Annotated in this window: 19 protein-coding genes and 1 riboswitch; of the genes, 7 read left to right on the top strand and 12 right to left on the bottom strand. The window is 61.0% G+C overall.

Annotation, left to right across the window (positions count from 1 at the left end; translation table 11 throughout):
• The first annotated feature begins 131 nt into the window (after positions 1-131).
• On the top strand, positions 132-878 hold the full coding sequence (locus tag KUIN1_RS02975) for an RsiV family protein (RefSeq protein ID WP_003402864.1): 747 nt from the start codon (positions 132-134) through the stop codon (positions 876-878).
• Here KUIN1_RS02975 and cytX read toward each other — a convergent pair.
• Together cytX and thiC are read right to left on the bottom strand one after the other, a co-directional pair.
• Positions 847-2,136: a putative hydroxymethylpyrimidine transporter CytX gene (gene cytX / locus KUIN1_RS02970; RefSeq protein WP_057458079.1), complete on the bottom strand. Its 1,290-nt coding sequence runs from the start codon at positions 2,134-2,136 to the stop codon at positions 847-849. The two genes, KUIN1_RS02975 and cytX, sit on opposite strands and share 32 nt — an antisense overlap.
• A gap of 297 nt (positions 2,137-2,433) precedes the next feature.
• Positions 2,434-4,323: a phosphomethylpyrimidine synthase ThiC gene (gene thiC / locus KUIN1_RS02965; RefSeq protein WP_003402862.1), complete on the bottom strand. Its 1,890-nt coding sequence runs from the start codon at positions 4,321-4,323 to the stop codon at positions 2,434-2,436.
• Positions 4,324-4,477: 154 nt separating this feature from the next.
• Positions 4,478-4,582: riboswitch (TPP riboswitch) on the bottom strand.
• Positions 4,583-4,749: 167 nt separating this feature from the next.
• Here thiC and KUIN1_RS02960 point away from each other — a divergent pair.
• A complete protein-coding gene (locus KUIN1_RS02960; RefSeq protein WP_116886838.1) occupies positions 4,750-6,189 on the top strand; it encodes a TolC family outer membrane protein in 1,440 nt (479 codons plus the stop codon).
• 180 nt (positions 6,190-6,369) lie between these two features.
• On the opposite strand, the gene waaA is transcribed toward KUIN1_RS02960, so the two are convergent.
• Positions 6,370-7,650 carry a lipid IV(A) 3-deoxy-D-manno-octulosonic acid transferase gene (gene waaA, locus KUIN1_RS02950; RefSeq protein WP_116886839.1) on the bottom strand — a complete coding sequence of 427 codons (1,281 nt, stop codon included), beginning with the start codon at positions 7,648-7,650 and terminating at the stop codon, positions 6,370-6,372.
• Positions 7,651-7,719: 69 nt separating this feature from the next.
• Here waaA and KUIN1_RS02945 point away from each other — a divergent pair, with 69 nt between their 5' ends.
• From KUIN1_RS02945 to KUIN1_RS02930, 4 genes are read left to right on the top strand one after another with little or no spacing between them, the layout of a single operon-like run.
• A complete protein-coding gene (locus tag KUIN1_RS02945; RefSeq protein WP_003346798.1) occupies positions 7,720-8,052 on the top strand; it encodes an SMR family transporter in 333 nt (110 codons plus the stop codon).
• Positions 8,053-8,100: 48 nt separating this feature from the next.
• Positions 8,101-9,276 carry an NAD(P)/FAD-dependent oxidoreductase gene (locus tag KUIN1_RS02940; RefSeq protein ID WP_003414437.1) on the top strand — a complete coding sequence of 392 codons (1,176 nt, stop codon included), beginning with the start codon at positions 8,101-8,103 and terminating at the stop codon, positions 9,274-9,276.
• Positions 9,273-10,088 (top strand): aldo/keto reductase, encoded by an 816-nt coding sequence (locus KUIN1_RS02935; protein ID WP_116886841.1) that lies wholly within the window; start codon positions 9,273-9,275, stop codon positions 10,086-10,088. The genes KUIN1_RS02940 and KUIN1_RS02935 overlap by 4 nt, the downstream gene beginning before the upstream one ends.
• A gap of 36 nt (positions 10,089-10,124) precedes the next feature.
• Positions 10,125-11,081, top strand: a complete 957-nt coding sequence (locus KUIN1_RS02930) for a hypothetical protein (protein WP_003404692.1) — start codon at positions 10,125-10,127, stop codon at positions 11,079-11,081.
• A gap of 129 nt (positions 11,082-11,210) precedes the next feature.
• Here the strand turns inward: KUIN1_RS02930 and hldE are convergent, their stop codons facing one another.
• Together hldE and msbA are read right to left on the bottom strand one after the other, a co-directional pair.
• Positions 11,211-12,635 (bottom strand): bifunctional D-glycero-beta-D-manno-heptose-7-phosphate kinase/D-glycero-beta-D-manno-heptose 1-phosphate adenylyltransferase HldE, encoded by a 1,425-nt coding sequence (hldE, locus tag KUIN1_RS02925; protein ID WP_003404685.1) that lies wholly within the window; start codon positions 12,633-12,635, stop codon positions 11,211-11,213.
• Between the two features lie 124 nt (positions 12,636-12,759).
• Positions 12,760-14,562: a lipid A export permease/ATP-binding protein MsbA gene (gene msbA / locus KUIN1_RS02920; protein WP_058822310.1), complete on the bottom strand. Its 1,803-nt coding sequence runs from the start codon at positions 14,560-14,562 to the stop codon at positions 12,760-12,762.
• A gap of 115 nt (positions 14,563-14,677) precedes the next feature.
• On the opposite strand from msbA, the gene KUIN1_RS02915 reads away from it, so the two are divergent.
• Positions 14,678-15,316: a toluene tolerance protein gene (locus tag KUIN1_RS02915; RefSeq protein WP_024651302.1), complete on the top strand. Its 639-nt coding sequence runs from the start codon at positions 14,678-14,680 to the stop codon at positions 15,314-15,316.
• A 48-nt stretch (positions 15,317-15,364) separates the two neighbouring features.
• Here KUIN1_RS02915 and KUIN1_RS02910 read toward each other — a convergent pair whose 3' ends face one another.
• From KUIN1_RS02910 to KUIN1_RS02880, 7 genes are read right to left on the bottom strand one after another with little or no spacing between them, the layout of a single operon-like run.
• Positions 15,365-16,534 carry a membrane protein gene (locus tag KUIN1_RS02910; RefSeq protein ID WP_024643005.1) on the bottom strand — a complete coding sequence of 390 codons (1,170 nt, stop codon included), beginning with the start codon at positions 16,532-16,534 and terminating at the stop codon, positions 15,365-15,367.
• Complete coding sequence (locus tag KUIN1_RS02905; protein WP_003404680.1) at positions 16,524-17,297, bottom strand: glycosyltransferase family 2 protein; 774 nt, start codon at positions 17,295-17,297, stop codon at positions 16,524-16,526. The genes KUIN1_RS02910 and KUIN1_RS02905 overlap by 11 nt, the downstream gene beginning before the upstream one ends.
• A 31-nt stretch (positions 17,298-17,328) precedes the next feature.
• Complete coding sequence (locus KUIN1_RS02900; protein WP_024643004.1) at positions 17,329-18,285, bottom strand: glycosyltransferase family protein; 957 nt, start codon at positions 18,283-18,285, stop codon at positions 17,329-17,331.
• A 30-nt stretch (positions 18,286-18,315) separates the two neighbouring features.
• Positions 18,316-19,725, bottom strand: coding sequence for a PIG-L family deacetylase (locus KUIN1_RS02895; protein ID WP_011266469.1), 1,410 nt, complete (start codon positions 19,723-19,725; stop codon positions 18,316-18,318).
• Positions 19,722-20,618 carry an antimicrobial resistance protein Mig-14 gene (locus tag KUIN1_RS02890; protein WP_024651305.1) on the bottom strand — a complete coding sequence of 299 codons (897 nt, stop codon included), beginning with the start codon at positions 20,616-20,618 and terminating at the stop codon, positions 19,722-19,724. The genes KUIN1_RS02895 and KUIN1_RS02890 overlap by 4 nt, the downstream gene beginning before the upstream one ends.
• Positions 20,618-21,748 carry a glycosyltransferase gene (locus KUIN1_RS02885; RefSeq protein ID WP_054091676.1) on the bottom strand — a complete coding sequence of 377 codons (1,131 nt, stop codon included), beginning with the start codon at positions 21,746-21,748 and terminating at the stop codon, positions 20,618-20,620. The genes KUIN1_RS02890 and KUIN1_RS02885 overlap by 1 nt, the downstream gene beginning before the upstream one ends.
• The gene (locus KUIN1_RS02880; protein ID WP_003431977.1) at positions 21,732-23,489 is read right to left on the bottom strand and encodes a carbamoyltransferase family protein; all 1,758 of its coding nucleotides are present in this window, start codon (positions 23,487-23,489) and stop codon (positions 21,732-21,734) included. Before KUIN1_RS02880 ends, KUIN1_RS02885 begins: the two co-directional genes overlap by 17 nt.
• Positions 23,490-23,662 lie beyond the last annotated feature (173 nt).

Genomic DNA, 23,662 nt, shown 5'->3' with positions numbered 1-23,662 from the left:
GATGCAGGGTAGACGGCCGGGACTTAAAACAATTCTAATCTGCCATGATCGAACCGAAGACGTTGTCTACAGTCCAACCAGCCTGCATACGTACAACGCAACCGCCTTTACTGACACTGCCAAGGATCAACATGTCGTTATTGAGGATCACTTCACTGGCTTGCCTGGCCCTGTTGCTCGGCGCCTGCCAAAGCCTCTTCACGCCCAACATGCGCACACCGCTGCAAGTCCAGCGCGATGCTTCCGAGCTGATCAAGCCGGGCTGCACCACGGCCGACTGCCCGTTGGTGAACATCGATACCGTGCACTTCCCCGATGAGCCGCGACTGGACGCCATCGTTCAGAAGACGTTGCTGCAATTGACCGTTGCCGACAGCAGCGCATCGCCACCTGCGTCGATCAAAGCCTATCAGGAACAGTTCCTGAGTCAGGCCCAGGGTCGCAACGCCAGCTATCTGCAGGCCAAGGTACGCGAGCAGCATGACGGTATCGTAGTGGTCGAACTGTCCAGCTATCTGGAGACCGGCGGTGCCCACGGCAACCCGGGTCGGGCGTTCATCAACTATTCGCGTCAGCAGCAGAAAGTCCTGACCCTGGCTGACATGATCATCCCGGGCAAGGAAAGCGAGTTCTGGCAGAAAGCCCAACTGGCCCACCAGGGCTGGCTGGTATCGACCAAGATGAATGAAGACAGCGAGTTCATGAAGACCTGGCCGTTCAAGCGCACGCCCCACATTGCGCTGACCTACGGTGCAGTGATCCTCAAGTACTCGGTCGATACCATCGCGCCGTATTCGATGGGTCACATCGAGCTGAAGATTCCTTATCCTCAGCTCAATGGCATCCTCAAGCCGGAACTGTTCCCCGGCCGCGGTTGATCGCACCGCCGATCAGCAGTTGCAACACGCCAGCGACAATGAGCGCTGGCAGTGTTGCGCCCACTTCCGGATAAAGATTGGCCAGCAGGTGGTAGGTGCTGAGCCCGCCGAGCCACGCCAGCAGGCTCATCCAGCGCAAACCGCCCTCCGCTGCCTGACCACTGCGACCACGCAGGATGAAATGGTCAACCAGCACGACGCCGAACAGTGGCGCGAATACCGAGCCGATCAATAACAGAAAGTTCTGATACTGCGCCAGCGGTGCCAGACAGGCGATCAGCGTACAGATCACGCCAATCACCAACGCCAGATACTCGACCTTGATGCGTGACAGCAGCGCGCTGGAGACCGCAGCCGAGTGAATATCGGCGAACGCATTTTCCGTCTCGTCCAGCAGAATCAGGAGCAGCGGGATACCCAGACCTGCGCCGGCCAGTGCCAGCAGCAAGGCATTGACCTCGCCGCTCGGGGCGAACGCCAGGGTGTAGGCGACGCCCAGGCTCATCAGCCAGAAGTTGCCGATGAAAAAGCCAGTAGCGGTGCCAGCGAAGACACTTTTCGCGCGCTGCCCGAAGCGTGAGTAGTCGGCAATCAGCGGCAGCCACGACAGCGGCATGGCGATGGCAATGTCGAACCCGGAGGCAAACGGTAGCGAACCATCGCCGGACGTTGCCCACAGCGCGGGCAGATCAGCCTTGGCCAGCAGGTTCCAGGTCAGCCATGCACACGCCGTCAAGAGTATCCACAGGCCCCACTTGCGCAGAAACCGGCGCACGAAGGTCAAGGGTCCGCTGACCGCCAGCAACGTGGCCAGTGCGCCGAAAAGCAGCGTCCAGAGCAGCGGACTGCTCCACAGGCTGCCCTCTGCAAAGGCCCGCGCGCCGAGCAGACTGGCTGCGTCGCGCATGACGATGATCTCGAACGCCCCCCAACCGATCAGTTGCAGCAGGTTCAAGACCGCTGGCAGCGACGCGCCCTTGCTGCCCAGGCTGAGCTTGAGCGCGGCCATGGACGACAGGCCGGTATCGCTGCCGATCACGCCAACGCTGGCGAGCAGCAAGACGCCCGCCAGCGTGCCGAGGAAAATTGCCAGCATCGAGCCGGACATGCCCAGCCCCGGTGCCAGCAAGGCACCGGTCTGCAACACCATCAAGCCGATGCCGAGGGAAAACCACAGGGAAAACAGATCCCGCCCGCCGAACACACGCTGGCTGGCGGGGACAGGGGTATCGGGAGAATAGGTGCCGGGTGTATTCACAGGGGTGTCTCGTGTGGGAAGTCAAGGAACCGGGTGAAGCCGCACTGCACCCTCAGAATCGGACGCAGAGCGGGCTTCTGGTTGTAGGCCGTAGGAGCGAACTTGTTCGCGAAAGGGTCGTTACATCCGCTGAAGATGTATCGCCCGGAATAAAGCTTTCGCGAACAAGTTCGCTCCTACGCCCTTCGGGCAGAAGCCAAGCCCTTTCGCGAACAATGCGGATCGCCGCCCCGGTCGCTCCTACGCCCTTCGGGCAGAATCAAAGCGGAACTGTGCATAACGACGGGCTATCGCCCTTTACACCTTCTTGTACAGCTGACTACCCTCCTGTTTGAAGCGCTCGGCCTGTTCGGCCAGGCCCTTGGCGACGTCGACGTCTACCGCATCGATGCGCTGATTGGCGGCGTACTCGCGGACTTCCTGAGTGATCTTCATCGAGCAGAATTTAGGCCCGCACATGGAGCAGAAATGCGCGACCTTGGCCGAATCCTTGGGCAGGGTTTCGTCGTGGTACGAACGCGCGGTGTCCGGGTCCAGGCCGAGGTTGAACTGGTCTTCCCAGCGGAACTCGAAACGCGCCTTGCTCAACGCGTTGTCACGGATCTGCGCACCCGGGTGGCCTTTGGCAAGGTCCGCCGCATGGGCCGCGATCTTGTAGGTGATGATCCCGGTTTTGACGTCATCCTTGTTCGGCAGCCCCAGATGCTCCTTGGGCGTGACGTAACACAGCATGGCGCAGCCGAACCAGCCGATCATGGCCGCGCCGATGCCCGAGGTGATGTGGTCGTAACCCGGCGCGATGTCGGTGGTCAGCGGGCCCAGGGTGTAGAACGGCGCTTCGTCGCAGCATTCCAGCTGCTTGTCCATGTTTTCCTTGATCAACTGCATCGGCACATGGCCGGGGCCTTCGATCATGGTCTGCACGTCATGTTTCCAGGCAATCTTGGTCAGTTCGCCAAGCGTTTCCAGTTCGCCGAACTGCGCCGCATCGTTGGCGTCGGCAATCGAGCCCGGACGCAGGCCGTCGCCCAGCGAGAAGCTGACGTCGTAGGCCTTCATGATTTCGCAGATGTCTTCGAAATGGGTGTAAAGGAAGTTTTCCTTGTGGTGCGCCAGGCACCATTTGGCCATGATCGAACCGCCACGGCTGACGATACCGGTGACACGCTTGGCGGTCAGCGGCACGTAACGCAGCAGCACTCCGGCGTGGATGGTGAAGTAATCGACGCCCTGCTCGGCCTGCTCGATCAGCGTGTCGCGAAACAGCTCCCAAGTCAGGTCCTCGGCTGCACCACCCACTTTTTCCAGCGCCTGATAGATCGGCACCGTACCGATCGGCACCGGCGAATTGCGGATGATCCACTCACGGGTTTCGTGAATGTGCTTGCCGGTGGACAGGTCCATGACCGTGTCCGAGCCCCAGCGGATACCCCAGGTCAGCTTGGCGACCTCTTCTTCAATGGAAGAGCCCAGTGCGCTGTTGCCGATGTTGCCGTTGATCTTCACCAGGAAGTTGCGGCCGATGATCATCGGCTCAAGCTCGACGTGGTTGATGTTGGCCGGGATGATCGCGCGGCCCCGGGCAATCTCTTCACGCACGAACTCGGCAGTGATTTCCTTCGGAATGCTCGCGCCAAAGCTGTGCCCGGCATGTTGCTGGGTCAGCAGACCTGCGGCGCGGGCTTCCTGAAGCTTCATGTTCTCGCGGATGGCGACGTATTCCATCTCGGCGGTAATGATGCCCTGACGCGCATAGTGCATCTGGCTGACGTTGGCACCGGCCTTGGCCCGGCGCGGGTTGCGCACATGGGCAAAGCGCAGCGCGGTGAGCTCGGCATCGCTCAGGCGTTGCTGGCCGAAGTTGGAACTCAGGCCCGGCAGACGCTCGGTGTCATTGCGCGAGTCGATCCATGGCGAGCGCACGTCAGCCAGGCCTTTGCGCACGTCGATGATCACATTGGGGTCGGTGTAGGGCCCCGAGGTGTCATAGACCGTGACCGGGGCGTTGATCTCGCCGCCAAAGTCAGTCGGGGTGACATCCAGGGTGATTTCGCGCATCGGCACGCGGATGTCCGGGCGCGAGCCCTGAACGTAGATTTTCTGCGAACGGGTAAACGGCTGTACCGATCCGGAATCGACCTGCGCCGACTCGCTCAAATGGGCTGCGTTTTTTGCTTTTATACTCATCACGGCTCTCCAGACATCCAGTTGCGGATTTATTGTCGGAGTGACCTGACATGACGGACGGGTGCACCAGTGCTGGTGCTGAGTAGCGAAAGGAGGCGAAACTGTTCATTATTTGAACAATCGACCCCGGACGGCACTCAAGAGGACTCGCCGGGAGACGAGAAATCTTGTTCCCTACGCAGGCGCTAACCTGATCAGGTTCAACGGGATCCGGTTTAACCGATCTCAGCCTCATAGCAAGGCACCCCGACAAGAACGCCGCCAGTCTATGACGGGGTGCCGTCGCAACGCCAGCCTATTTGCACGGGGCTCGATAAATGGCGCAAATCGACGATTGTTGCCAAAAGCGTCTGGCTCTACACTCCCTAGCCCGGTTTCTCTTCAACCCGAACTGTAATTATTTTCTTCATGAACAGGGAATGCCTCATGTTGCGCAAACTTTCGTTGGTCGTGGCTGTTTCGTTTGCGTCCAGCGGGTTGACCTGGGCAGCAGAATTGCCGATGCCAACGCAGACAGGGCTGTTGAGCGTTTATCAGCAGGCCGTGGACAACAACGCCGACCTCGCGGCCTCGCGCGCCGATTACGATGCGCGCAAGGAAGCCGTGCCGCAGGCCCGCGCCGGTTTGCTGCCGAACATTTCCGGCAGCGCCCAGAACAGCAGCACCCGCACCAGCATCGATCAGCCCAGAGCCGTGGCCAGCCGCAGCGGCAACCTCTACCAGGCCACGCTGAGCCAGCCGATCTTCCGCGCCGACCGCTGGTTCCAGTTGCAGGCTGCCGAAGCGAGCAACGAACAGGCGGCACTGGAGCTGTCGGCTACCGAGCAGAATCTGATCCTGCAATCGGCACAAAGCTATTTCAGCGTATTGCGTGCACAGGACAACCTGGCTTCGACCAAGGCCGAGGAAGCGGCCTTCAAGCGCCAGCTGGATCAGGCCAACGAGCGCTTCGATGTCGGCCTGTCGGACAAGACCGATGTGCTGCAGGCGCAAGCCAGCTACGACACGTCACGCGCCAGCCGACTCCTTGCCCAACGTCAGGTCGAGGATGCCTTTCAGGCGCTGGTGACGCTGACCAACCGCGAATACAACTCGATCGAAGGCATCGTGCATACCCTGCCGGTGCTGGCGCCGACGCCCAATGATGCCAAGGCCTGGGTCGATACTGCCGCGCAGCAGAACCTCAATCTGCTGGCCAGCAACTACGCGGTCAATGCCGCCGAAGAAACCCTGCGCCAGCGCAAGGCCGGACACGCGCCGACGCTCGATGCCGTGGCGACCTATCAGCGTGGCGATAACGATGCACTGGGTTTCAGCAACCCCAACTACACCGGGCGCAATTACGGCGGCGACGTCGAGCAGCGCAGCATTGGCGTGCAGTTGAATATCCCGATCTACAGCGGTGGCCTGACCAGCTCGCAGGTACGTGAAGCCTATGCGCGCCTGAGCCAGAGCGAGCAGCGCCGTGAAAGCCTGCGTCGTCAGGTGGTGGAAAACACCCGCAACCTGCATCGCGCGGTGAATACCGACGTGGAGCAGGTCCAGGCCCGCAAGCAGTCGGTCATTTCCAACCAGAGCGCGCTGGAAGCCACAGAAATCGGTTATCAGGTCGGCACCCGCAACATCGTCGACGTGCTGGATGCGCAACGCCAGCTGTATGCCTCGGTGCGTGACTACAACAACACGCGTTACGACTACATCCTCGACAACCTGCGCCTCAAGCAGGCAGCAGGCACCCTGAACCCGGGCGACCTGCAGGACCTGTCGCGCTACCTGAAGGCCGACTACAACCCGGACAAGGACTTCCTGCCGCCGGACCTGGCGACTGCTGCGCAGAAGAACTTCGAACGGCCTGCAAAGCGCTGAGATTGCTGACCGCTCTGGATGCTCTGCGCCCGACTTCAAGTCATGCAGCGCGACGCAGATTTGTGACGCGGAGCGTCACCCAAGGCATTCCCACGCTGGAGCGTGAGGAACGAGAATCTCAACTATCGTGCCGACGCTCTGCGTCGGTATGCCGTTCCGGACGCTCTGCGTCCTCCCGATTCAGCGTTTGCCCATCAACCGCCCGATCCCGTCGAGCAGGCGTTGCAGCGCGCCCTGATTGGCCTTCATCACCGCAAGCCCGGCATCAGCCATGTTGCGCGCCTGCTGCGGCTGGTCGAAAAGGCCCTGCACGGCGGTGGCCAGCGCTGCTGCATCATTGACCTCTTGCAACGCACCGGCCTTGCGCAGCAGGGCGGCGATCTCGAGGAAGTTGAACAGGTGCGGGCCGCTGAGCACCGGCATGGCCAGCGCCGCAGGCTCCAGCAGGTTGTGCCCGCCGTTGGGCACCAGGCTGCCGCCAACGAAAGCGATGTCAGCCAGCGCATAGAGAAACAGCAATTCCCCCATGGTATCGCCCACCAGCACCGAAACATCCGCTGTGACAGCCTGCGCGGTTGAGCGTCTTACCGTCGCAAAACCCTGCTGCTGACACAACGTATGCACGCTGTCGAAACGCTCGGGATGACGCGGCACCAGAATCAGCAGCGCGTCGGGGTGACTGGTCAGTAACGTGCGATGAGCCGCCAGCACGCTTTCATCCTCGCCCGCATGCGTGCTGGCCGCGATCCAGACCGGCCGCTGCGTGGTCTGCCATTGTTCACGCTGCTGGGCGGCACGCTGCAGAAGTTGCGGGTCGATGCTCAGGTCGAACTTGATCGAGCCGGTCACCGCCACGCACTCGGGACGTGCGCCCAGATCACGAAAGCGCTGCGCCTCAGCTTCAGTCTGCACCGCGAACCAGGCCATTTCCGCGAGCATAGGTCGTGTCAGGCAGGCAAAGCGTGCGTAACCCCGCGCCGAACGCTCCGACAGCCGGGCATTGGCGAGCACCACGGGAATCCCGCGCAGGGAACACTGATGGATGTGGTTGGGCCACAGTTCGGTTTCCATGATGATGCCCAGCCGTGGCTGCACCTGATCGAGAAAGCGAGCGGCCGCCCACGGCAGGTCGTAGGGCAGGTAGCAATGCTGAATCCGCGGCTCGCTGGCGAACAGCGCCTTGATTCGCTCCGAACCTGTGGGCGTCATGCAAGTCACAGTGATCGGCAACTGCGGATATTGCACCAGCAGCGAGCGAATCATCGGCGCGGCGGCGATGCTTTCACCCACCGACACCGCATGCACCCAGATACCGCCCCGCTGCATGACCGGCAAGCCGCGGGCGAAGCGCTCGCCGATGCGCTGGCGATACGCCGGGGCCTTGCGCGCCCGCAGCCACAGGCGCAGGGCAACCAGTGGCAGGCCGAGATGAAACAGTACGGTATAAAGAGTTCTATTCATGGGCGCGGAGTTTATCAGCCCGCCATCACAAGTCGCTAGAATGCGCAGCCTGACGAAAAGGAATGCACCATGAACGCTTATTACCTGTTGGCTATCGCCGTTTGCGCGGAAGTCATCGCCACCACGTCCATGAAAGCCGTGAAGGGGTTCAGCACCCCGCTGCCCCTGGTGCTGTTGATTACCGGCTATGCGATCGCGTTCTGGATGCTGATTCTGGTGATGCGCACGATCCCGGTGGGCATCACTTACGCCATCTGGTCGGGCATGGGCATTGTCATGGTCAGCATCGCGGCGTTCTTCATCTACGGCCAGAAACTCGACCTGCCCGCGTTGTTGGGCATGGGCATGATCGTGGCGGGCGTGGCGGTCATTCAGCTGTTCTCGAAAACCGCCGGGCATTGAAAACCCGATCCTTTATAATGCTGGTACTTTTCGCTCACTGAGGTGCTCATGCCATCGGTTATTTCCACTGACGTGCTGATTGTCGGGGCTGGCGTCGCCGGTCTCTGGCTCAATGCCCGGTTGCGTCGTCAAGGGTTCTCGACAGTGCTGGTAGAAAGCGCCAGCCTGGGTGGCGGGCAAAGCCTCAAGTCTCAGGGGATCATCCACGGCGGCGCCAAGTACGCGCTGCACGGCGCGCTGTCCGGTGCCTCCGAAGCCATTGCCGACATGCCGCGCCGCTGGCGTGAGGCCCTCGATGGCAAGGGCGAGCTGGACCTGTCCGGTGTACGCCTGTTGTCCGAGGCCCATTACCTGTGGTCACCAGGCACCATCGCCGGCAACCTCACCAGTTTTTTCGCCAGCAAGGCCGTGCGCGGTCGTGTGGATCAGGTCAAGGGCGAGCAACTGCCGCCGGCCCTGCAAAACCCAAAATTCAAAGGCAAGGTCTATCGGCTTGCCGAGCTGGTGGTCGATGTACCCAGCCTGATCGGGCGGCTTGCCGAGCTGGCCGGTGACAGCCTGCTGGCCGGTCAGCACATCGAGCCGCTCTTCGAGGGCGATGAACTGATCGGTCTGCGCGTCGATGGTCGCGATATCCATGCGCAGCGCATTGTGCTCAGTGCCGGAGGTGGCAATGCCGACCTGCTGAACGCACTGGGCGTGTCGCAACCGCAGATGCAACGCCGCCCGTTGCACATGGTGCTGGTCAAGGGGCCGACCCTGAAGCCGCTGTACGCTCATTGCCTGGGTGGCGGCCCCAAGCCACGCATCACCGTGACCACGCACCCGGCCGCAGACGGCCAGTGGGTGTGGTATCTGGGTGGCGATCTGGCCGAAGCCGATGGCGTGGCGCGCCAACCGGACGCGCAGATCGCCGTCGCGCGCAAAGAGCTTGAAGCGCTGCTGCCGTGGGTCGACCTGAGTCAGGCGCAGTGGGCGACCCTGCGTGTTGATCGTGCCGAGCCGGCTCAATCAGGACTGGTGCGCCCGGACAACGCCTTCCTCGACAGCCAGCAACGCCTGATGATCGGCTGGCCGACCAAGCTGGCACTGGCTCCGGACTTCGCCGACCGAGTCCTGTCGCAGCTGTCCAGAGACGGCATCCACCCGACCCCACAAGCTGCGCTGAGCGATGTGCCACGGCCTCCGATGGCCATACCTGTCTGGGATGAACTGCTGCCATGAGCCTGAAAACCCTGCACGATCTGCATCGCCCGCTGGGCAGTACCGGCCTGAACGTATCGCCGCTGGGGCTGGGCACCGTCAAACTGGGGCGCGACCAGGGCGTCAAATACCCCAGCGGCTTCAAGATTCCCGATGACCAGCAGGCGCAGATGCTGCTGCGCATGGCCCGCGACATGGGCATCAACCTGATCGACACGGCGCCCGCCTACGGCACCAGCGAAGAACGCCTGGGGCCGCTGCTGCGTGGTCAGCGCCAGGACTGGGTGATCGTCAGCAAGGTTGGCGAGGAATTCGTCAACGGCCAGTCGAGCCATGACTTCAGTGCCGCCCATACACGCACATCGGTCGAGCGCAGCCTGAAACGTCTTGAAACTGACTTTCTCGATCTGGTTCTGGTGCATTCGGACGGCAATGATCTGGCGATCCTCAACGATGCCGAGGTGTATCAGACGCTCGCCGACCTCAAGCGCGAAGGCAAGATTCGTGGCTTCGGCTTTTCCGGCAAGACCGTCGAAGGCGGCCTGCTGGCGCTGCGTGAGGGTGACTGCGCAATGGTCACCTACAACCTCAACGAGCAGGACGAAAAGCCGGTACTGGATTACGCGCAGGCTCATGGCAAGGGCATTCTGGTGAAGAAAGCGCTGGCCAGTGGTCATGTCTGCCTGACACCCGGCACGGACCCGGTCCACGCCAGTTTCCAGCTACTGTTTGAACATCCGGCGGTTGCCAGTGCTATTGTCGGCACCATCAACCCGTTGCACCTGGCACACAACGTTGCAACTGCCGCTGCCGTGATTTGCCGTCAAGCCTGATTAAGGCGGCCGACCCCAACGCAAGAAGGAGCCGTTATGCCGCGAACACTGATCCGGAAGAATCCCAGCAACTTCAAGACACTGCCGCTGTTTGTCGAGGCCACTCCGGAAAGCCTGAGCTACCAGAGCGTCGGCATGCCGATGAACTTCGCGCAAACCTTGCAGCGGCGGCGCAAGATCGACGTGCCGGACACCGAACGTTTCGCCACCGAGCTGGCCAATCTGGGGGTGTCCGTTCGCCTGACCGTCAGTTGGCAGAATCGCGATTACTGGGTGCTGGTCCGCCAGCGTCGTCAGGACCGCGGCGACGTCGTACTCAAGCTGATCTCGGGTTATGTCCCGGCCCATGAGCTGACACTGCCGCTGCACACCGCGATTCAGGAAGTGGCCGAAGAGTGCCTGATCGAAACACCGCAGGGCTGGCTCAGCGGGCTGTTCAAGGAGACCTGGCTACCTGCGCCCTATGCTGCCGCGCTGCATTATCGCGAGGCCATGCCGTTTCGCCTCAGCCCCCTCTCCGGCGCCGCGAGACCTGTTCGAACCGGCAGCCTGACCCTGCTGGAACGCCCACGGGCCTATGTGCATTTGCCCACGGCGTCGTTGCAGCTGATTTACGACATGCGCCTGGAAATCCCCAAGGAAGCGCGGCCGGTCAGCCTTTTCCATGTCGACGAAGCCCTGGAAAACGATCAACTGGTCGCCCGCCTCAACCGCAGCAAGCCTGACCTGTACCTGATGCCGCTGGAGAATGGCGCGCCCCTGCCTGAGCTGTACACGCTCAAGCGCGACAAGCTGATCCCGGCCGGCACGAGAGGGCTGTACCTGGCCGAGAGTTTCGCCGCGCAGGATGGCTGGGTGGTGCGTGAAGAGCGGATTCGTTGGAAGGACTGGCTGCGTCAGCAGGGCATGGCCCCACCGGCGAAGAAGTCAGGACTCAAACGCCTGACCGGCAAGGCCCGGGAGTTGTTGCACTCCATTAGTGGCAAGCTGTAAGCCTCAAGCCTCAAGCCTCAAGCCTCAAGCCTCAAGCCTCAAGCCTCAAGCCTCAAGCCTCAAGCCTTTTGATTTGATCTGCTGTGGCTTGTAGCTTGTAGCTTGCAGCTTGTAGCTTGCAACTAACCCCTACCCCTGCCCTCGAATCTTTTCGACGATCGCGGTGGTGGAGCTGTTTTCCACCAGCCCCAGCACACGCACTTCGCCGCCGTACGCCTGAACGATATCGGCACCGACCACTTGGTCAACACCGTAGTCACCGCCCTTGACCAGCACATCGGGCTTGACGTGAGTCAGCAGGTTTTCAGGGGTTCCTTCCGGGAAGCTGATGACCCAGTCCACGGCCCCCAGACCTGCCAGCACCGCCATGCGCCGCTCAACGCTGTTGATCGGTCGGCCCGGCCCTTTCAGGCGGCTGACGGACGCATCGTCGTTGACGGCAACGATCAGGCGATCACCCAGGGCGCGCGCCTGCTCCAGATAGGTCACATGACCGGCGTGGAGAATGTCGAAACAGCCGTTGGTGAAGACGATCCTTTCCTTGTGCGCGCGCGCATCGTCGACCGCCAGCAGCAGTTGCTCCAGCCCCAGCACGCCGCGCTCGGAGCCCTCTTCGCGCTGAATGGCACGGCGCAGCTCGGGTGCGCTGATGGCCGCAGTGCCCAGCTTGCCGACCACGATGCCCGCGGCCAGATTGGCCAGCGCTACCGCATGCGGCAACTCTTCGCCGGCAGCGATCGCCGCAGCCAGGGTAGAAATCACTGTATCGCCAGCGCCGGTCACATCGAACACTTCGCGGGCACGCGCCGGCAGGTGCAGCGCCTGCTGATCAGGACGCAGCAAGGTCATGCCATGCTCGCCACGGGTCACCAGCAGCGCGCCGAGATCGAGCTCCTGCATCAACTGCGCACCCTTGGTGACCAGTTGTGCCTCATCGACACAATGGCCGACGATGGCTTCGAATTCGCTGAGGTTCGGTGTGATCAGGCTGGCACCGCGATAGATCGCGAAATCCTTGCCCTTGGGGTCGGCCAGCACCGGAATGCCGCGCTTGCGGGCGGCCTGGATCAGCGCCTGATGGTTTTTCAGTGCGCCCTTGCCGTAATCCGACAGGACCAGCACCTTGATGCCATCCAGCAAGCTATAGACCTCTGCGCTCAGGGCCAGCGGGTCGGTCCTGAACGGTTCTTCGAAATCGATGCGCAACAGCTGCTGGTGGCGACTCATGACACGCAGTTTGACGATGGTCGGCTGATCGGCGATGCGCTGAAAGCGCGCCAGCACGCCAGCAGCCTTGAGGCTGTTGGTCAGACTCTCGGCAGCTTCGTCATCCCCCGTCACACCGACCAGCGAAGCCGGTGCGCCCAGCGCAGCGATGTTCAAGGCCACGTTGGCAGCGCCACCCGGACGGTCCTCGATCTGATCGACCTTGACCACAGGCACTGGCGCTTCAGGGGAAATACGCGAGGTACCACCATGCCAGTATCTGTCGAGCATGACATCGCCCACCACCAGGACAGGGGCCTGATCAAAGCGCGGCATGGATAGCTTCATGGAACAACCCGTACTTGAAAAATGGACAGGGGCGGAATCTTAGCACAGGGGTTTGCAACCGACAGGCTGTTGAATCACACCGCTGAAAGGCAGGCGGGCTGTGTCAGCCCGCCTGATAATGAGGTCAAACCGCGCCGGCAGGCGCTGGCTCGTCCAGCCCCATGGCATGCAGGCGGGCGTAATAGCCGTTCTGCGCCAGCAGCTCGGTGTGCGTACCGCGTTCGACGATCTGCCCGGCATCCATGACCAGAATCAGGTCAGCCTTTTCGATGGTCGAAAGGCGGTGGGCGATGACCAGCGTGGTACGGCCCTTCATGACGTGATCCAGCGCCGCCTGAATGTGCCGCTCGGACTCGGTGTCCAGCGCCGAGGTGGCTTCGTCGAGAATCAGCAACGGGGCGTTCTTGAGCAGCGCGCGGGCAATGGCCAGACGCTGGCGTTGACCGCCGGACAGCAGCACACCGTTTTCGCCCACCTGGGTATCGAAACCCTGCGGCAACTGGTCGATGAATTCCTTGGCGTACGCATCAGCGGCAGCCGCTTCGATGTCGGCACGCGGCGCACCGGCCAGATCGCCGTAGGCAATGTTGTTGGCAATCGTGTCATTGAACAGCGTGACGTTCTGATTGACCTGAGCGATGTGCCTGCGCAGGTTACGCAAGCGATAATCGTTGATCTCGACGCCATCGAGCAGGATGTTGCCGATGTCGTGCCCGTAGAAACGCGGGATCAGGTTGGCCAGGGTCGACTTGCCGCTGCCGGAGCGTCCTACCAGGGCAATCATCTGCCCCGGCGCGGCGGAGAAACTGATGTCGTTCAACACCTGACGCGCAGTCTGCGGGTAGAAGAAGCTGAGGTTCTTCACCTCGAGGTGGCCGGTCACGCGCTCACGCTCGATGGTGCCGGTGTCGACTTCCTCTTCCACATCCAGCTGTTCGAAGATGCTCTCGGCACCGGCGACGCCTTTCTGGATCGTCGAACTGACTTCCGACAGCTGCCGGATCGGCTTGGGCAGCAGGCCCGCAGCGGTGATATAGGCAACCAGATCACCCGCAGTCGCTTCACCACGCAGGAACAGCACCAGGAACATCAGCACCGCCATGGCGCTGTAGATCACCAGTTGCAGCATCGGCGTGTAGATGGCGCCGGTCTTGGTCATGCGCAGCTGCTTTTGGGTGTTGCTGTTGCTGGCCTGGGCAAAGCGCGCCTGCTCGTAGGCCTCGCCACCGAAGCTGCGGACTACGCGATAGCCCTGAATGGTTTCCGAGGCAACATGCGTGACATCGCCCATCGCCACCTGGATCTTCTTGCTCTGCTTGCGGAATTTCTTGCTCGCGGTGCCGACCATCACGGCAATCAACGGCAGGATCGCGAGCATGACCAGTGTCAGCTTCCAGTTCATCATCAGCAGATAGATGAACAGGAACACCACGGTCAGGCCTTCGCGAATCACCACCTTGATAGCATCGGTGGCAGCGCCGGTCACCATCGTGACGTTGAAGGTGATGCGCGAGATCAGATGACCGGAATTGGTTGTATCGAAGTAGCGATTGGGCAACACCAGCAGCTTGTTGAACAGCTCTACCCGCAGGTCATGCACCAGCCCCAGGGAAACCTTGGCCAGGAAATAGTTGCCCAGAAAGGAGCCCAGCCCCTGCCATGCGGCAATCAGCACGATCAGCAGCGGCACGGCCTGCAATAGCTGCAACTCGCGCAGATAAGGGACATTGGGAAACAGCACCGCTTCGGGATTGGTCAGGCCGTCGACGAAATATTTCAGGATGCCGGCGAGCATCGGCTGGGTCGAGGCGAAGATCACGAAACCAATGATGCTGAGCAGGAAAATGCCCACATACGGACGCACATAAGACAACAGGCGGAAATAGATTTTCACGCTGGAGGTTGCGGACGATTCGGAGGTTGTCATGAGAATCCGTCGTGTTAAAAAGAGGCCGAATTGTATCACAGCGGTTTTCGCGGCTGCCTGCTGCGGTAACATAGGCGGCTCGTCCATTCCCTGGGGCGTAAAAACCGGAGTATCGATGCAAGCGCTTGACCACGCCCATTACCTTGAACGGGTTCAAGGTGCCGAAGTACTTGAAGCCGACGGCACGGGCGACAAGGTACTCCGTCTGCGTGACGGCTCCATGCTGAAATTGTTTCGGCGCAAACGCCTTGTCAGCTCCGCAGCCTGGTACCCCTACGCGCAGCGCTTCGCAGACAACTGTGAAACGCTGGCCAGACGCGGTATTCCCTGCCCGCGGGTACGCACAGTCTGCCGCATCGCCGAGATCGAGCGCGATGCCGTGCATTATGATCCGCTGGCAGGCTTCACCCTGCGCCAGCTGCTGGGCAGCGCGGTTGCCGACGACAAGCTGCGCATGCAACTGGGAAGCTTCATTGCCGGGTTGCACGAAAAGGGCATCTACTTTCGCTCGGCCCATCTTGGCAACGTGATCCTCACGCCGGAAGGCAGCCTCGGCCTGATTGACATCGCCGACATGAAAACCTATCGCCGCGCCTTGCGCAAAAGCCTCCGCTTGCGCAATTTCAAGCACATGCTGCGCTATCAGGAAGACCGCCAATGGCTGCTGGACAACGGCAACCCGGCCTTCCTCGATGGCTACATGAGCGCTCAGACCCTCTGCGATACCTCTGAACTGGCCCAGGCTGTTCAATAACCTGCCCCATGAAAAATGGCCGCTTTCGAAGCGGCCATTTTTTTGATGCTATTGCTGCTGCCTGAGCCGATGCGTCTGCACCACTCTCCCGAGCACCATGGTCGCCGGTAACAGCACCAGCACCCAGAGCTCGTCGGGATTACCGACCAGCTGGCCACCGTCGAAGTTAAGCATGACCAGCGCGCATACCAGGTAAAGACCCCAGGCATCGCCGTTGCGCAAGGCGTCCCACAGCGTCATCGCCATCACGACCAGAAACATCACCAGCGACGCCGCGCCGGTATACAGCCCCAGCGACACGAAAATATTGTGCGGGTGCTGGATCGGTATGCCGCCCGTCAGGGTCTGGGTCGTATAGAAATCGACACCGCAGCCGAGCATCCAGCCACAGCGACGCCATTCACCGGTCATGATTTCAAACAGCTCGATGCGGTAGGAATCACCTCTGGCCGTCAGCAGCGCGACCCACTGTTCATCCTTGACGAACCAGAAGGCTGCTGCCGCCACAACGCCAAGCGCCAACAAAGCCACTATCGTACGCAGAGGGAAACGGTACAGCGAATAGGCGGTGCAGACGGCAAACAGAACGGCGCAACCCACCAGTGCAGTACGCGTCTGCACTACGAAGGCACATATCACCAGGGTGACAAGAACGGCGCAGACAGCCTCGACCCAGCGACGCTCTCTTGCCCACAGCGGCATGGCCAACGCAAGGCTGCAGACCAGCCAGGCACTGGCGTAGATCACGTTCTCCATTCGCCCCGGCAGAATCGCCACACGCTGGCCGAATTCGAACTGCCCGGTCACCCAGCTGTGAATGCTGCTGAGCAGGATGTACAGGCATATGGCCCAGAACATGCTGCGCACGAAGACCCCGCGCCTGAAGAAGCCGTTGTCGGTAATCCCGGCCACGACAAAGACAAACAGGCTGACGTAGATGATGTGCTTGTAATACTGGAACTCCTGCGCCTGCAGCGCGGGGACCAGAAAGCAGGCCATGAACACCGCCCAGGCAATGCCCAGTGGCTTGGCAAACACGCCAGCGGCTCGGTACTTGATCAGAAAGAACAAGCCCGGCAGCGCCGTGAATGCATAAAACAGATTGTTGGTGATCTTGGCTGATGGGTTGAGGATGAAACTCAGCAGGAAGATGACGATGGCAGCGGTGAAGTACTGCTGTACTTTGCTGCCGGGTACTCTTATCGGGTCAACTGACATTATTAAGCAACCAACCTGCTACTAGGCCAGCGAGCACAGCGACGATCAGCTTGATGCGATCCCGACGTTTGCGACGCTGTTTGTCAAGCCGCTCCTGCGGCACCTCCACGTGCTCACCAAACCCGGTGTGCAACACGGCATCATTTTCCAGAATCAAAGCGTAACGGTTTTGTGCAGCGAATAATTGTGAAAGTTTCTTCTCGCCACCGTGTTCGGCATAAGGCGCATGCTGCTGGTAATCAGCCAGGCGGCGCAGCCCAGGATTGAAGGAAAACCCCTGCCATTCCGGCTTGTGCGAGCCCAACTTGTAAAACGCGATACCCTCGACCACTTCACGCTCGTTCAGGTAAACGTAAGGGCTGTGGATACGCAGATCATGATTGTAGCTGCGCAACCAGACCTGCAAGGCCTGAGGGTCGTTTTCCAGCAGCGTCATCGACTCTTCGATGAAGTGCGGACGGTAGAAATCCCAGTCATCTTCGCAATGGAACACCCAGGACGTTTCGATCAGCGAATAGGCCGCGTCGACAGAGCGCATCTGCCCCAGCTTGGGGTTGTTGATGATGAAGCGCGTATGCGGGTGCCAGTGTTCGGGAATGCATGCCTGAACCCGGTCATCGCCGGAGTCTTCGGTAATCAGCACATGGCGTATGGGCGCAGTGTTGAAATGGTCGAACGTTTCCAGGGTGCGCTTCAACAGGTCGAATCGACCACAACTGGTGACGACCAGCGTAATGTCGCTGTTTTCGCTGAATACCATCATTCGTTCCCAATCATTGAATATTCATAATTCCCTACCATCCCAATCGTGACCGCAGGCGATCGATCCAGCTCGCCGCCGGCATGCTGCGCAGTGGCGCATGCATGGCGTCCACGATGGCTTTTCCAAGGGCATGGAATGTAAAGCGTTCCTCGACCAAAGTCTGCCCATTACAGGATATTTCACTGGCCAGTGTGACGTTATCGCGCAATTTCGCCAGCTTTTCGCGAAGCTCGGGAATGTCGCGATAGAGCACGATGTTGTGCATGTCGACAAAGCCCAGCGCGCGGTTTTCTTCAGCGCCCTGATCGAAGGCAAGCAGCACGCAGCCGCATGCCATGGCCTCGAAATTCTTGATCATGTATTCGCCCATGCCCACGTCGGCACTGACGAAAAAACGGATGCGGTTCAGGGTGTCGCAATACTCTTCGCCGGACTTGGTCCGTGTGACGAGCAGGTTCTCGACCTGGCCCAACTCGTCCAGCAACGCCTTGCGGCCGCTGTAGGCGACGCTGTTGGTGCTGCCCACGAAGGCCAGTTCGATGTCACGCTCGCGTGCCTGCAACTGCAGCAGGCTCTGGTCATAGCCCTTGGGCACGAACACCGCGTCGAAGCCTTCCTGGCGCAGGCGCTCGCTGACCATGAACCCTGAACAGATCACCCGCGCCCAGGGCAGCTTGCGGTAGTGCGCACTGAACTTGCCGGTGTATTTGCACGGAATGTAGTTCTGGTAGGCATCGTGTTCGAGGATGACCAGATTGGGAATCGTGCGGATAAACCCGACCTGACGCACTTCCTGCTTGAAACGCAGGAAAAACACGATCCGGTCATAGCGGCTGACGTCCACCTCGCGGCGGAAATAACCACGCAGGTTGCGTTGCTCCGCAGAGCTCAGCCAGCGCACTTCGCATTCACAATGTGCGGCGATGCCGTCATAGAGACGGTCCAGAATCGCACGCTGCTCTTTCTGGACCAGCAGTAGAACTTTCATGGTTTTCCTTGCAGTACTGCGCCTGCTGAATCAGAGATCACGGCTGCACCAGAACAACTCGTGTCGTCGCACCGCCTTGCGGAAGAATTCGTTTTCGCCCTCGGCTGGCCAGTGACGACCGGCCAGAACGCGCTGCAGCGCACGGCGCACACGACGCTTGAACGGCATGCGTGGCAGCAGGTCATGCATCATGCCCAGTGCCATGGCCTTGTCGCGTTGCGCGGCGACCGACAATTGAAGGCTGTACGGCACCAGCGGCAGCGTGGCATCGAAGACCGGCGGCAGGCTGATGCCGCTGTAGGCATCGCCCATCGGCCAGCGGTCGTTGTCGTGCAGGTGATTGGCATAACCGAGCACTACGTCCGGCTGCCATTCGAGCCCGAGCAGCGCTTCACGCACCGCAGCCTGGGCGCAGATGTGATCGGGATGAGGGTCGATGGCAGGATGCGGCATCACCACAACCTGCGGCCGGGCCTTGAGAATCAGCGCGCGCAGGTCGGCGAGCAGGTTATTCCAGGTCGGCTGGCCGTTGTCGCCGGGCAATGGCAGGGTATTGAACTGACGAAACAGGCGGGTATCGGTCAGATCGGCTTCCCGCGAACCAACAGGCGTATCCGGCGCAGCCTGCATGGCGGGCAGTTGCAGGCAGAAATAGCCCAATTGCACACACTGCGACTCGGGCACTCCGCCCCAGCGCGCCACGGCGATACTGTCCCAGGCACGCAAGCGGCCCTTCATACGCGCAGCTTCGGCACGCTCCATGCCCATCTGCCGATAATGCTCGGCCTCGATCTCACCGGCGGTCAGCGTGATGATCCACGCCTCCTCGGCCTGGCTGTACAGCCCGAAGGCGGCCAGCTCGGCATCATCGGCGTGCGGTGCGATGACCATGACACGCTGTTTTCGCGCATCCGGTTGGCGAAACAGCCAGAGACGAGGTGTGCCGGCAAGGCGGCAGCAACGCCCGCGCAGTTTCAGCACACCTGCGGCCAACGGCTCGCCCAGGCCGGTCAGGTTCAGATAACGCACGCCGCAGACGCCGCGCTCGAATGCCTGCTGGTCGTTGAGGCCCTGACCTTGCAGCTCGACCACCGGATCGAGAAAGCGCCCGAGCCAGGTGCTTTTGACCGTCAGTGCCAATATCAGCGTTTCGTCGCCGTTCAGTTGTACTGCGGGGTCGATCAGCAAAGTACCGCCGTCAAGGCGCACGCCCGGCACTTCGCTGTCGGCAGCAAAGGTGTACTGATAATCGTCAGACGGCGAATAGAACAGATGATCGGCGAACCAGGCCTCATGGGCGACCCAGGCACACACGGCCAGCACCGGCGCCAGCCACCAGGCCACCAGCACGCCCACCGCGATCAGCAGGAGCAGTCCACCCAGCAACGCCAGTCGCTTGTTACGGCGATGGCGCTTGAGCAACTGCTGCTTGCGACTCAAATCTGGAACACCGGAACGGGGTTGCACCATCGGTCCTTGTACTCGCGGTCGGCACGACCGAAGGAAAAACGCAGCGATTTGCCCAGTGCGCGGGCGTTCTCCCAGGCGGACTGGGTATTGACGAAGCTGAGCACGCTGCCCGGACTGAAATCACGGGTTTGGGGATCGACACCGCCGTTGACGTACTCGATGCTGACCCACTGCGGCGCTTCGACGCGATACACCAGTTGAATGGCAATCGGCGCATCGTTGAGAAACACCACCGAACCGATCAGCAGCTCGCGCAACAGTTCGATGACCTCGGCTTTGTGCCGGGCGCCGGTTGCTTCGAAGCCCCAGCGCCGCTGAAACAGGTCGCAGTACATGCTCGCCAGTTCGGCGCTGCTGAACTCGCTGACAGGCCTTACCGTCCCGCCAGCCTCTTCCAGCAAGCGAAGCTCACGACGCTGGTTGTAACGAAATTTCTTGGACAGTTCTTCAGGCGTACGCGCCATCGCCAGGGATTCGGTCTGTGGCTTGAAGGTACTGATGCGGCCTTCGTTGAGCGCAGACACATAGCGGGCCCGATGCCGGACCGGCACCTCGATGTCATCGGCCACCGGCAGAATCAGCTCGGCATTCCCCAGATCGAACAGCCCTTTCTTGCCGTGGCGTTTGAGTTCGTCCTTGGACAGCGCCAGCGAGCGCCCCCAGGTGGCAATCGCGGCCTTTACTTCACCGCCCTGCTCCCAGGCCAGATAACGCACAGCGATGCCGGAAAAGGCCGACAGGCGCGCGACCACCAGCGGATGAGTGGCGACGCTGCCGCCAAACCGCTGCCAGGCTTGCTCGTAGGCAGCCGCATCGATCTGCACCCAGCCACGCTCGCGCCAGCCCTTGAATCGATTGAGCATCAGGCCCCCGCTGTCAGGCTGGAGACTTGTGGCAGACGCCAGAAGACATTACGCACAGCGTGATCGGAAAAACGTTCGCGCAAGCGCAACAGCATGCGCTCGGCACAATCCTGACGTTGTTCGGCATCCAGGCCGGCCATGTGCACCAGGCCGTGTGCCAGGCTGTGCACATCACCGAGCGGGAACAGCAGGCCAACGTCTTCGACCACTTCCTTGGCGCCGCCGCATGAGGTTGCAACCAGTGGCACACCGGCGACCATCGCTTCCAGCAGGACCATGCCGAACGGTTCGTGGTCCGAGCTCAAGGCGAACACGTCGAAGGCCTTGAAGTAGCGGCGCGCGTCAGGCACTTGCCCAAGGAACAGCACCTGCGGACCGATGCCCAGTTCCAGCGCCAGCGCCTTGAGATCTTCTTCCAGACGCCCCTTGCCGAGAATCACCAGCTGGCTGTTCTCGGGAAGATCGGGCAGCGCTTCGGCAAAACCGCGCAACAGCGTGGCCTGATCCTTGTCGGGATGCAGACGACCGACATTGGCGACGATCCAGGCCGACGCCGACAGGCCCAGCTCTGCGCGGGCATCTTCAGCGGAAAACTGACTGCCCTGCAGTTGTTCGACATCGATCCGGTTGTACAGGGTCTGAATGCGCTCGGCCGACCACTTGGGCAGGCTGCCGCGCATGTCGTCGCGAACCGCGTCGGAAACACCAAGCAGGCTCAGGCGCTTGCGAAACAGGTTGGCGAACAGCTTGCGACTGCGCCGGTGGTAATCGCCGAACGCATGATGCACACCGATCACCGGCAGCTTCGTCGCCAGCAGGGCGATGTACACCGGCTTGAAGCGGTGCGCGATGCAGAAGCTGAAACTGCGCGTGGCAGCAATTTTGCGCAGATCCCGAATGGCGCCCAGCTTCAGGCCACGAATGGCACTGGAGCTGTACTCCATGAACAGCACTTCGTCCGAACCGCAGTCAGCAACGACATCCGGATCGGCGGCACCGGTCAGAAACACCGTCGTCACCCGATAGCCCTTGCCGGCGAACAGGCTGGCGTATTGCCGCGCGCAGTCCAGAAACGGCCCGTCATAACCGTGACAGAACTGCAGTACGTGTCGTTCAACCGAGCGTGTCATAAGCCTCGACGCCCTCTTTAACCACCAGGATGTCTTCCATGATCAGGTACTCGAGGTCCGAGCCGAAGAACATGTTCAGCGCATCGGTCGGCGAGCAGATCATCGGCTCACCACGGCGGTTCAGCGAGGTGTTCAGGGACACGCCATTGCCGGTCAGGTTTTCCAGCGCTTTCATCATGTCGTAATAGCGCGGGTTGTATTCGCGCTTGAGCACCTGGGCACGGGAGGTGCCGTCTTCATGGACGACTTCCGGAACGCGGGTTTTCCACTCTTCGGCCACTTCGAAGGTGAAGGTCATGAACGGCGCCGGGTGATCGATCTTGATCATCTGCGGGGCGACGGTGTCGAGCATCGACGGGCAGAAAGGCCTCCAGCGCTCGCGGAACTTGATCTGATGGTTGATGCGGTCGGCCACGCCGGTGACGCTCGGGCAACCGATGATGGAGCGGCCGCCCAGCGCGCGCGGACCGAACTCCATACGCCCCTGGAACCAGGCAACCGGGTTGCCCTTGACCATGATTTCGGCAATCCGCTCCGGCGTGTTGTCGATCTGGCGCCAGACCGGCTTGCTCGGGTGACGGGCACAGGCCGCAATTACATCTTCGTTGCTGTACGCAGGGCCGAGGTAGACGTGTTCCATCTTCTCGACCGGCACACCGCGGGCGTGCGAGACATAAGCCGCAGCGCCCACCGCCGTACCGGCATCGCCGGACGCAGGCTGCACGAACAGTTCCTTGACTTCAGGACGGGCGATGATGCGCTGGTTCAGCTTGACGTTCAGCGCACAACCACCGGCGAAAGCGATCTTGCCGGTTTCCTTGAGGATGTCACCCAGGTAGTGATCCATCATCTGCAGCGCGAGCTTTTCGAACAGCGCCTGCATGCTCGCGGCGTAGTGAATGTAGGGTTCGTCGGCCACATCGCCAACGCGTTTCGGGCCGAGCCACTCGATCAGCTTTGGCGAGAAATAGAAGCCCTTGCCGTTCTCTTTGTAGCGACGCAGCCCAATAACGTTGGCCAGTTCGGTATTGATGACCAGCTCGCCATTCTCAAAGGTCGCCAGACGCGAAAAGTCATACTTGCTGGCATCGCCATACGGCGCCATACCCATGACCTTGAATTCGCCGTCGAGCATCTCGAAACCGAGGAACTCGGTGATCGCGCCGTACAGGCCGCCCAGCGAGTCCGGATCGAAGAATTCCTTGATCTTGTGGATCTTGCCGTTCTCGCCATAGCCGAAGAAGGTCGTGGCGTACTCACCCTTGCCGTCGATGCCCATGATCGCGGTTTTTTCGGTGAAACCGGAGCAGTGGTAGGCGCTGGAAGCGTGGGCCAGGTGATGCTCGACCGGCTCGATCTTGATCTTTTTCGGATCGAAGCCCAGTTGCTCGAGGCACCAGACAATCTTGTTGCGGTAGCGCTTGTAACGGCGATTGCCCATCAGCAGCGCATCGAGGGCGCGATCCGGTGCGTACCAGTAACGCTTGGCGTAATGCCAGCGGGCCTTGCCGAACAGGCTGATCGGGGCGAACGGAATCGCGACCACGTCGACGTCCGAAGGCTTGATGCCTGCCTGCTCCAGACAGAACTTCGCCGACTCGTAGGGCATGCGGTTCTTTGCGTGCTTGTCACGAACGAAGCGCTCTTCTTCGGCCGCTGCTATCAGCTTGCCGTCGATGTAAAGCGCTGCGGAAGGATCATGGCTAAGGGCGCCGGACAGGCCAAGGATCGTCAATGCCACTATGTCTAGCCTCTTTAGTCTGCATGCAGGCGCAGGGCGCCCGGGAAAAGGTGTGCCCCCGCACAGCGGGCTGAGGGCAGCTAAAGGGCGGGATTATAACGTAATGACCAAGGATTGGCTCGACGCGCTGAAATGTCACTCAAGGCGGCCCGCCAGACGGTGTACGAAACGTC

The sequence above is a fragment of the Pseudomonas sp. KUIN-1 genome, assembly GCF_009176725.1.
GTDB classification, from domain to species: Bacteria; Pseudomonadota; Gammaproteobacteria; order Pseudomonadales; family Pseudomonadaceae; genus Aquipseudomonas; species Aquipseudomonas fragariae.
Note: the sequence above shows the minus strand (reverse complement) of the source record. Positions and strands in the feature narration are given on the sequence as shown.

Bases quoted from the DNA above. Each gene is read 5' to 3' on its own strand.
- KUIN1_RS02975 (WP_003402864.1), top strand. From the start codon at position 132: ATGTCGTTATTGAGGATCACTTCACTGGCTTGCCTGGCCCTGTTGCTC.
- thiC (WP_003402862.1), bottom strand. From the start codon at position 4,323: ATGAGTATAAAAGCAAAAAACGCAGCCCATTTGAGCGAGTCGGCGCAG.
- KUIN1_RS02960 (WP_116886838.1), top strand. From the start codon at position 4,750: ATGTTGCGCAAACTTTCGTTGGTCGTGGCTGTTTCGTTTGCGTCCAGC.
- waaA (WP_116886839.1), bottom strand. From the start codon at position 7,650: ATGAATAGAACTCTTTATACCGTACTGTTTCATCTCGGCCTGCCACTG.
- KUIN1_RS02945 (WP_003346798.1), top strand. From the start codon at position 7,720: ATGAACGCTTATTACCTGTTGGCTATCGCCGTTTGCGCGGAAGTCATC.
- KUIN1_RS02940 (WP_003414437.1), top strand. From the start codon at position 8,101: ATGCCATCGGTTATTTCCACTGACGTGCTGATTGTCGGGGCTGGCGTC.
- KUIN1_RS02935 (WP_116886841.1), top strand. From the start codon at position 9,273: ATGAGCCTGAAAACCCTGCACGATCTGCATCGCCCGCTGGGCAGTACC.
- KUIN1_RS02930 (WP_003404692.1), top strand. From the start codon at position 10,125: ATGCCGCGAACACTGATCCGGAAGAATCCCAGCAACTTCAAGACACTG.
- hldE (WP_003404685.1), bottom strand. From the start codon at position 12,635: ATGAAGCTATCCATGCCGCGCTTTGATCAGGCCCCTGTCCTGGTGGTG.
- msbA (WP_058822310.1), bottom strand. From the start codon at position 14,562: ATGACAACCTCCGAATCGTCCGCAACCTCCAGCGTGAAAATCTATTTC.
- KUIN1_RS02915 (WP_024651302.1), top strand. From the start codon at position 14,678: ATGCAAGCGCTTGACCACGCCCATTACCTTGAACGGGTTCAAGGTGCC.
- KUIN1_RS02910 (WP_024643005.1), bottom strand. From the start codon at position 16,534: ATGTCAGTTGACCCGATAAGAGTACCCGGCAGCAAAGTACAGCAGTAC.
- KUIN1_RS02905 (WP_003404680.1), bottom strand. From the start codon at position 17,297: ATGATGGTATTCAGCGAAAACAGCGACATTACGCTGGTCGTCACCAGT.
- KUIN1_RS02900 (WP_024643004.1), bottom strand. From the start codon at position 18,285: ATGAAAGTTCTACTGCTGGTCCAGAAAGAGCAGCGTGCGATTCTGGAC.
- KUIN1_RS02890 (WP_024651305.1), bottom strand. From the start codon at position 20,618: ATGCTCAATCGATTCAAGGGCTGGCGCGAGCGTGGCTGGGTGCAGATC.
- KUIN1_RS02885 (WP_054091676.1), bottom strand. From the start codon at position 21,748: ATGACACGCTCGGTTGAACGACACGTACTGCAGTTCTGTCACGGTTAT.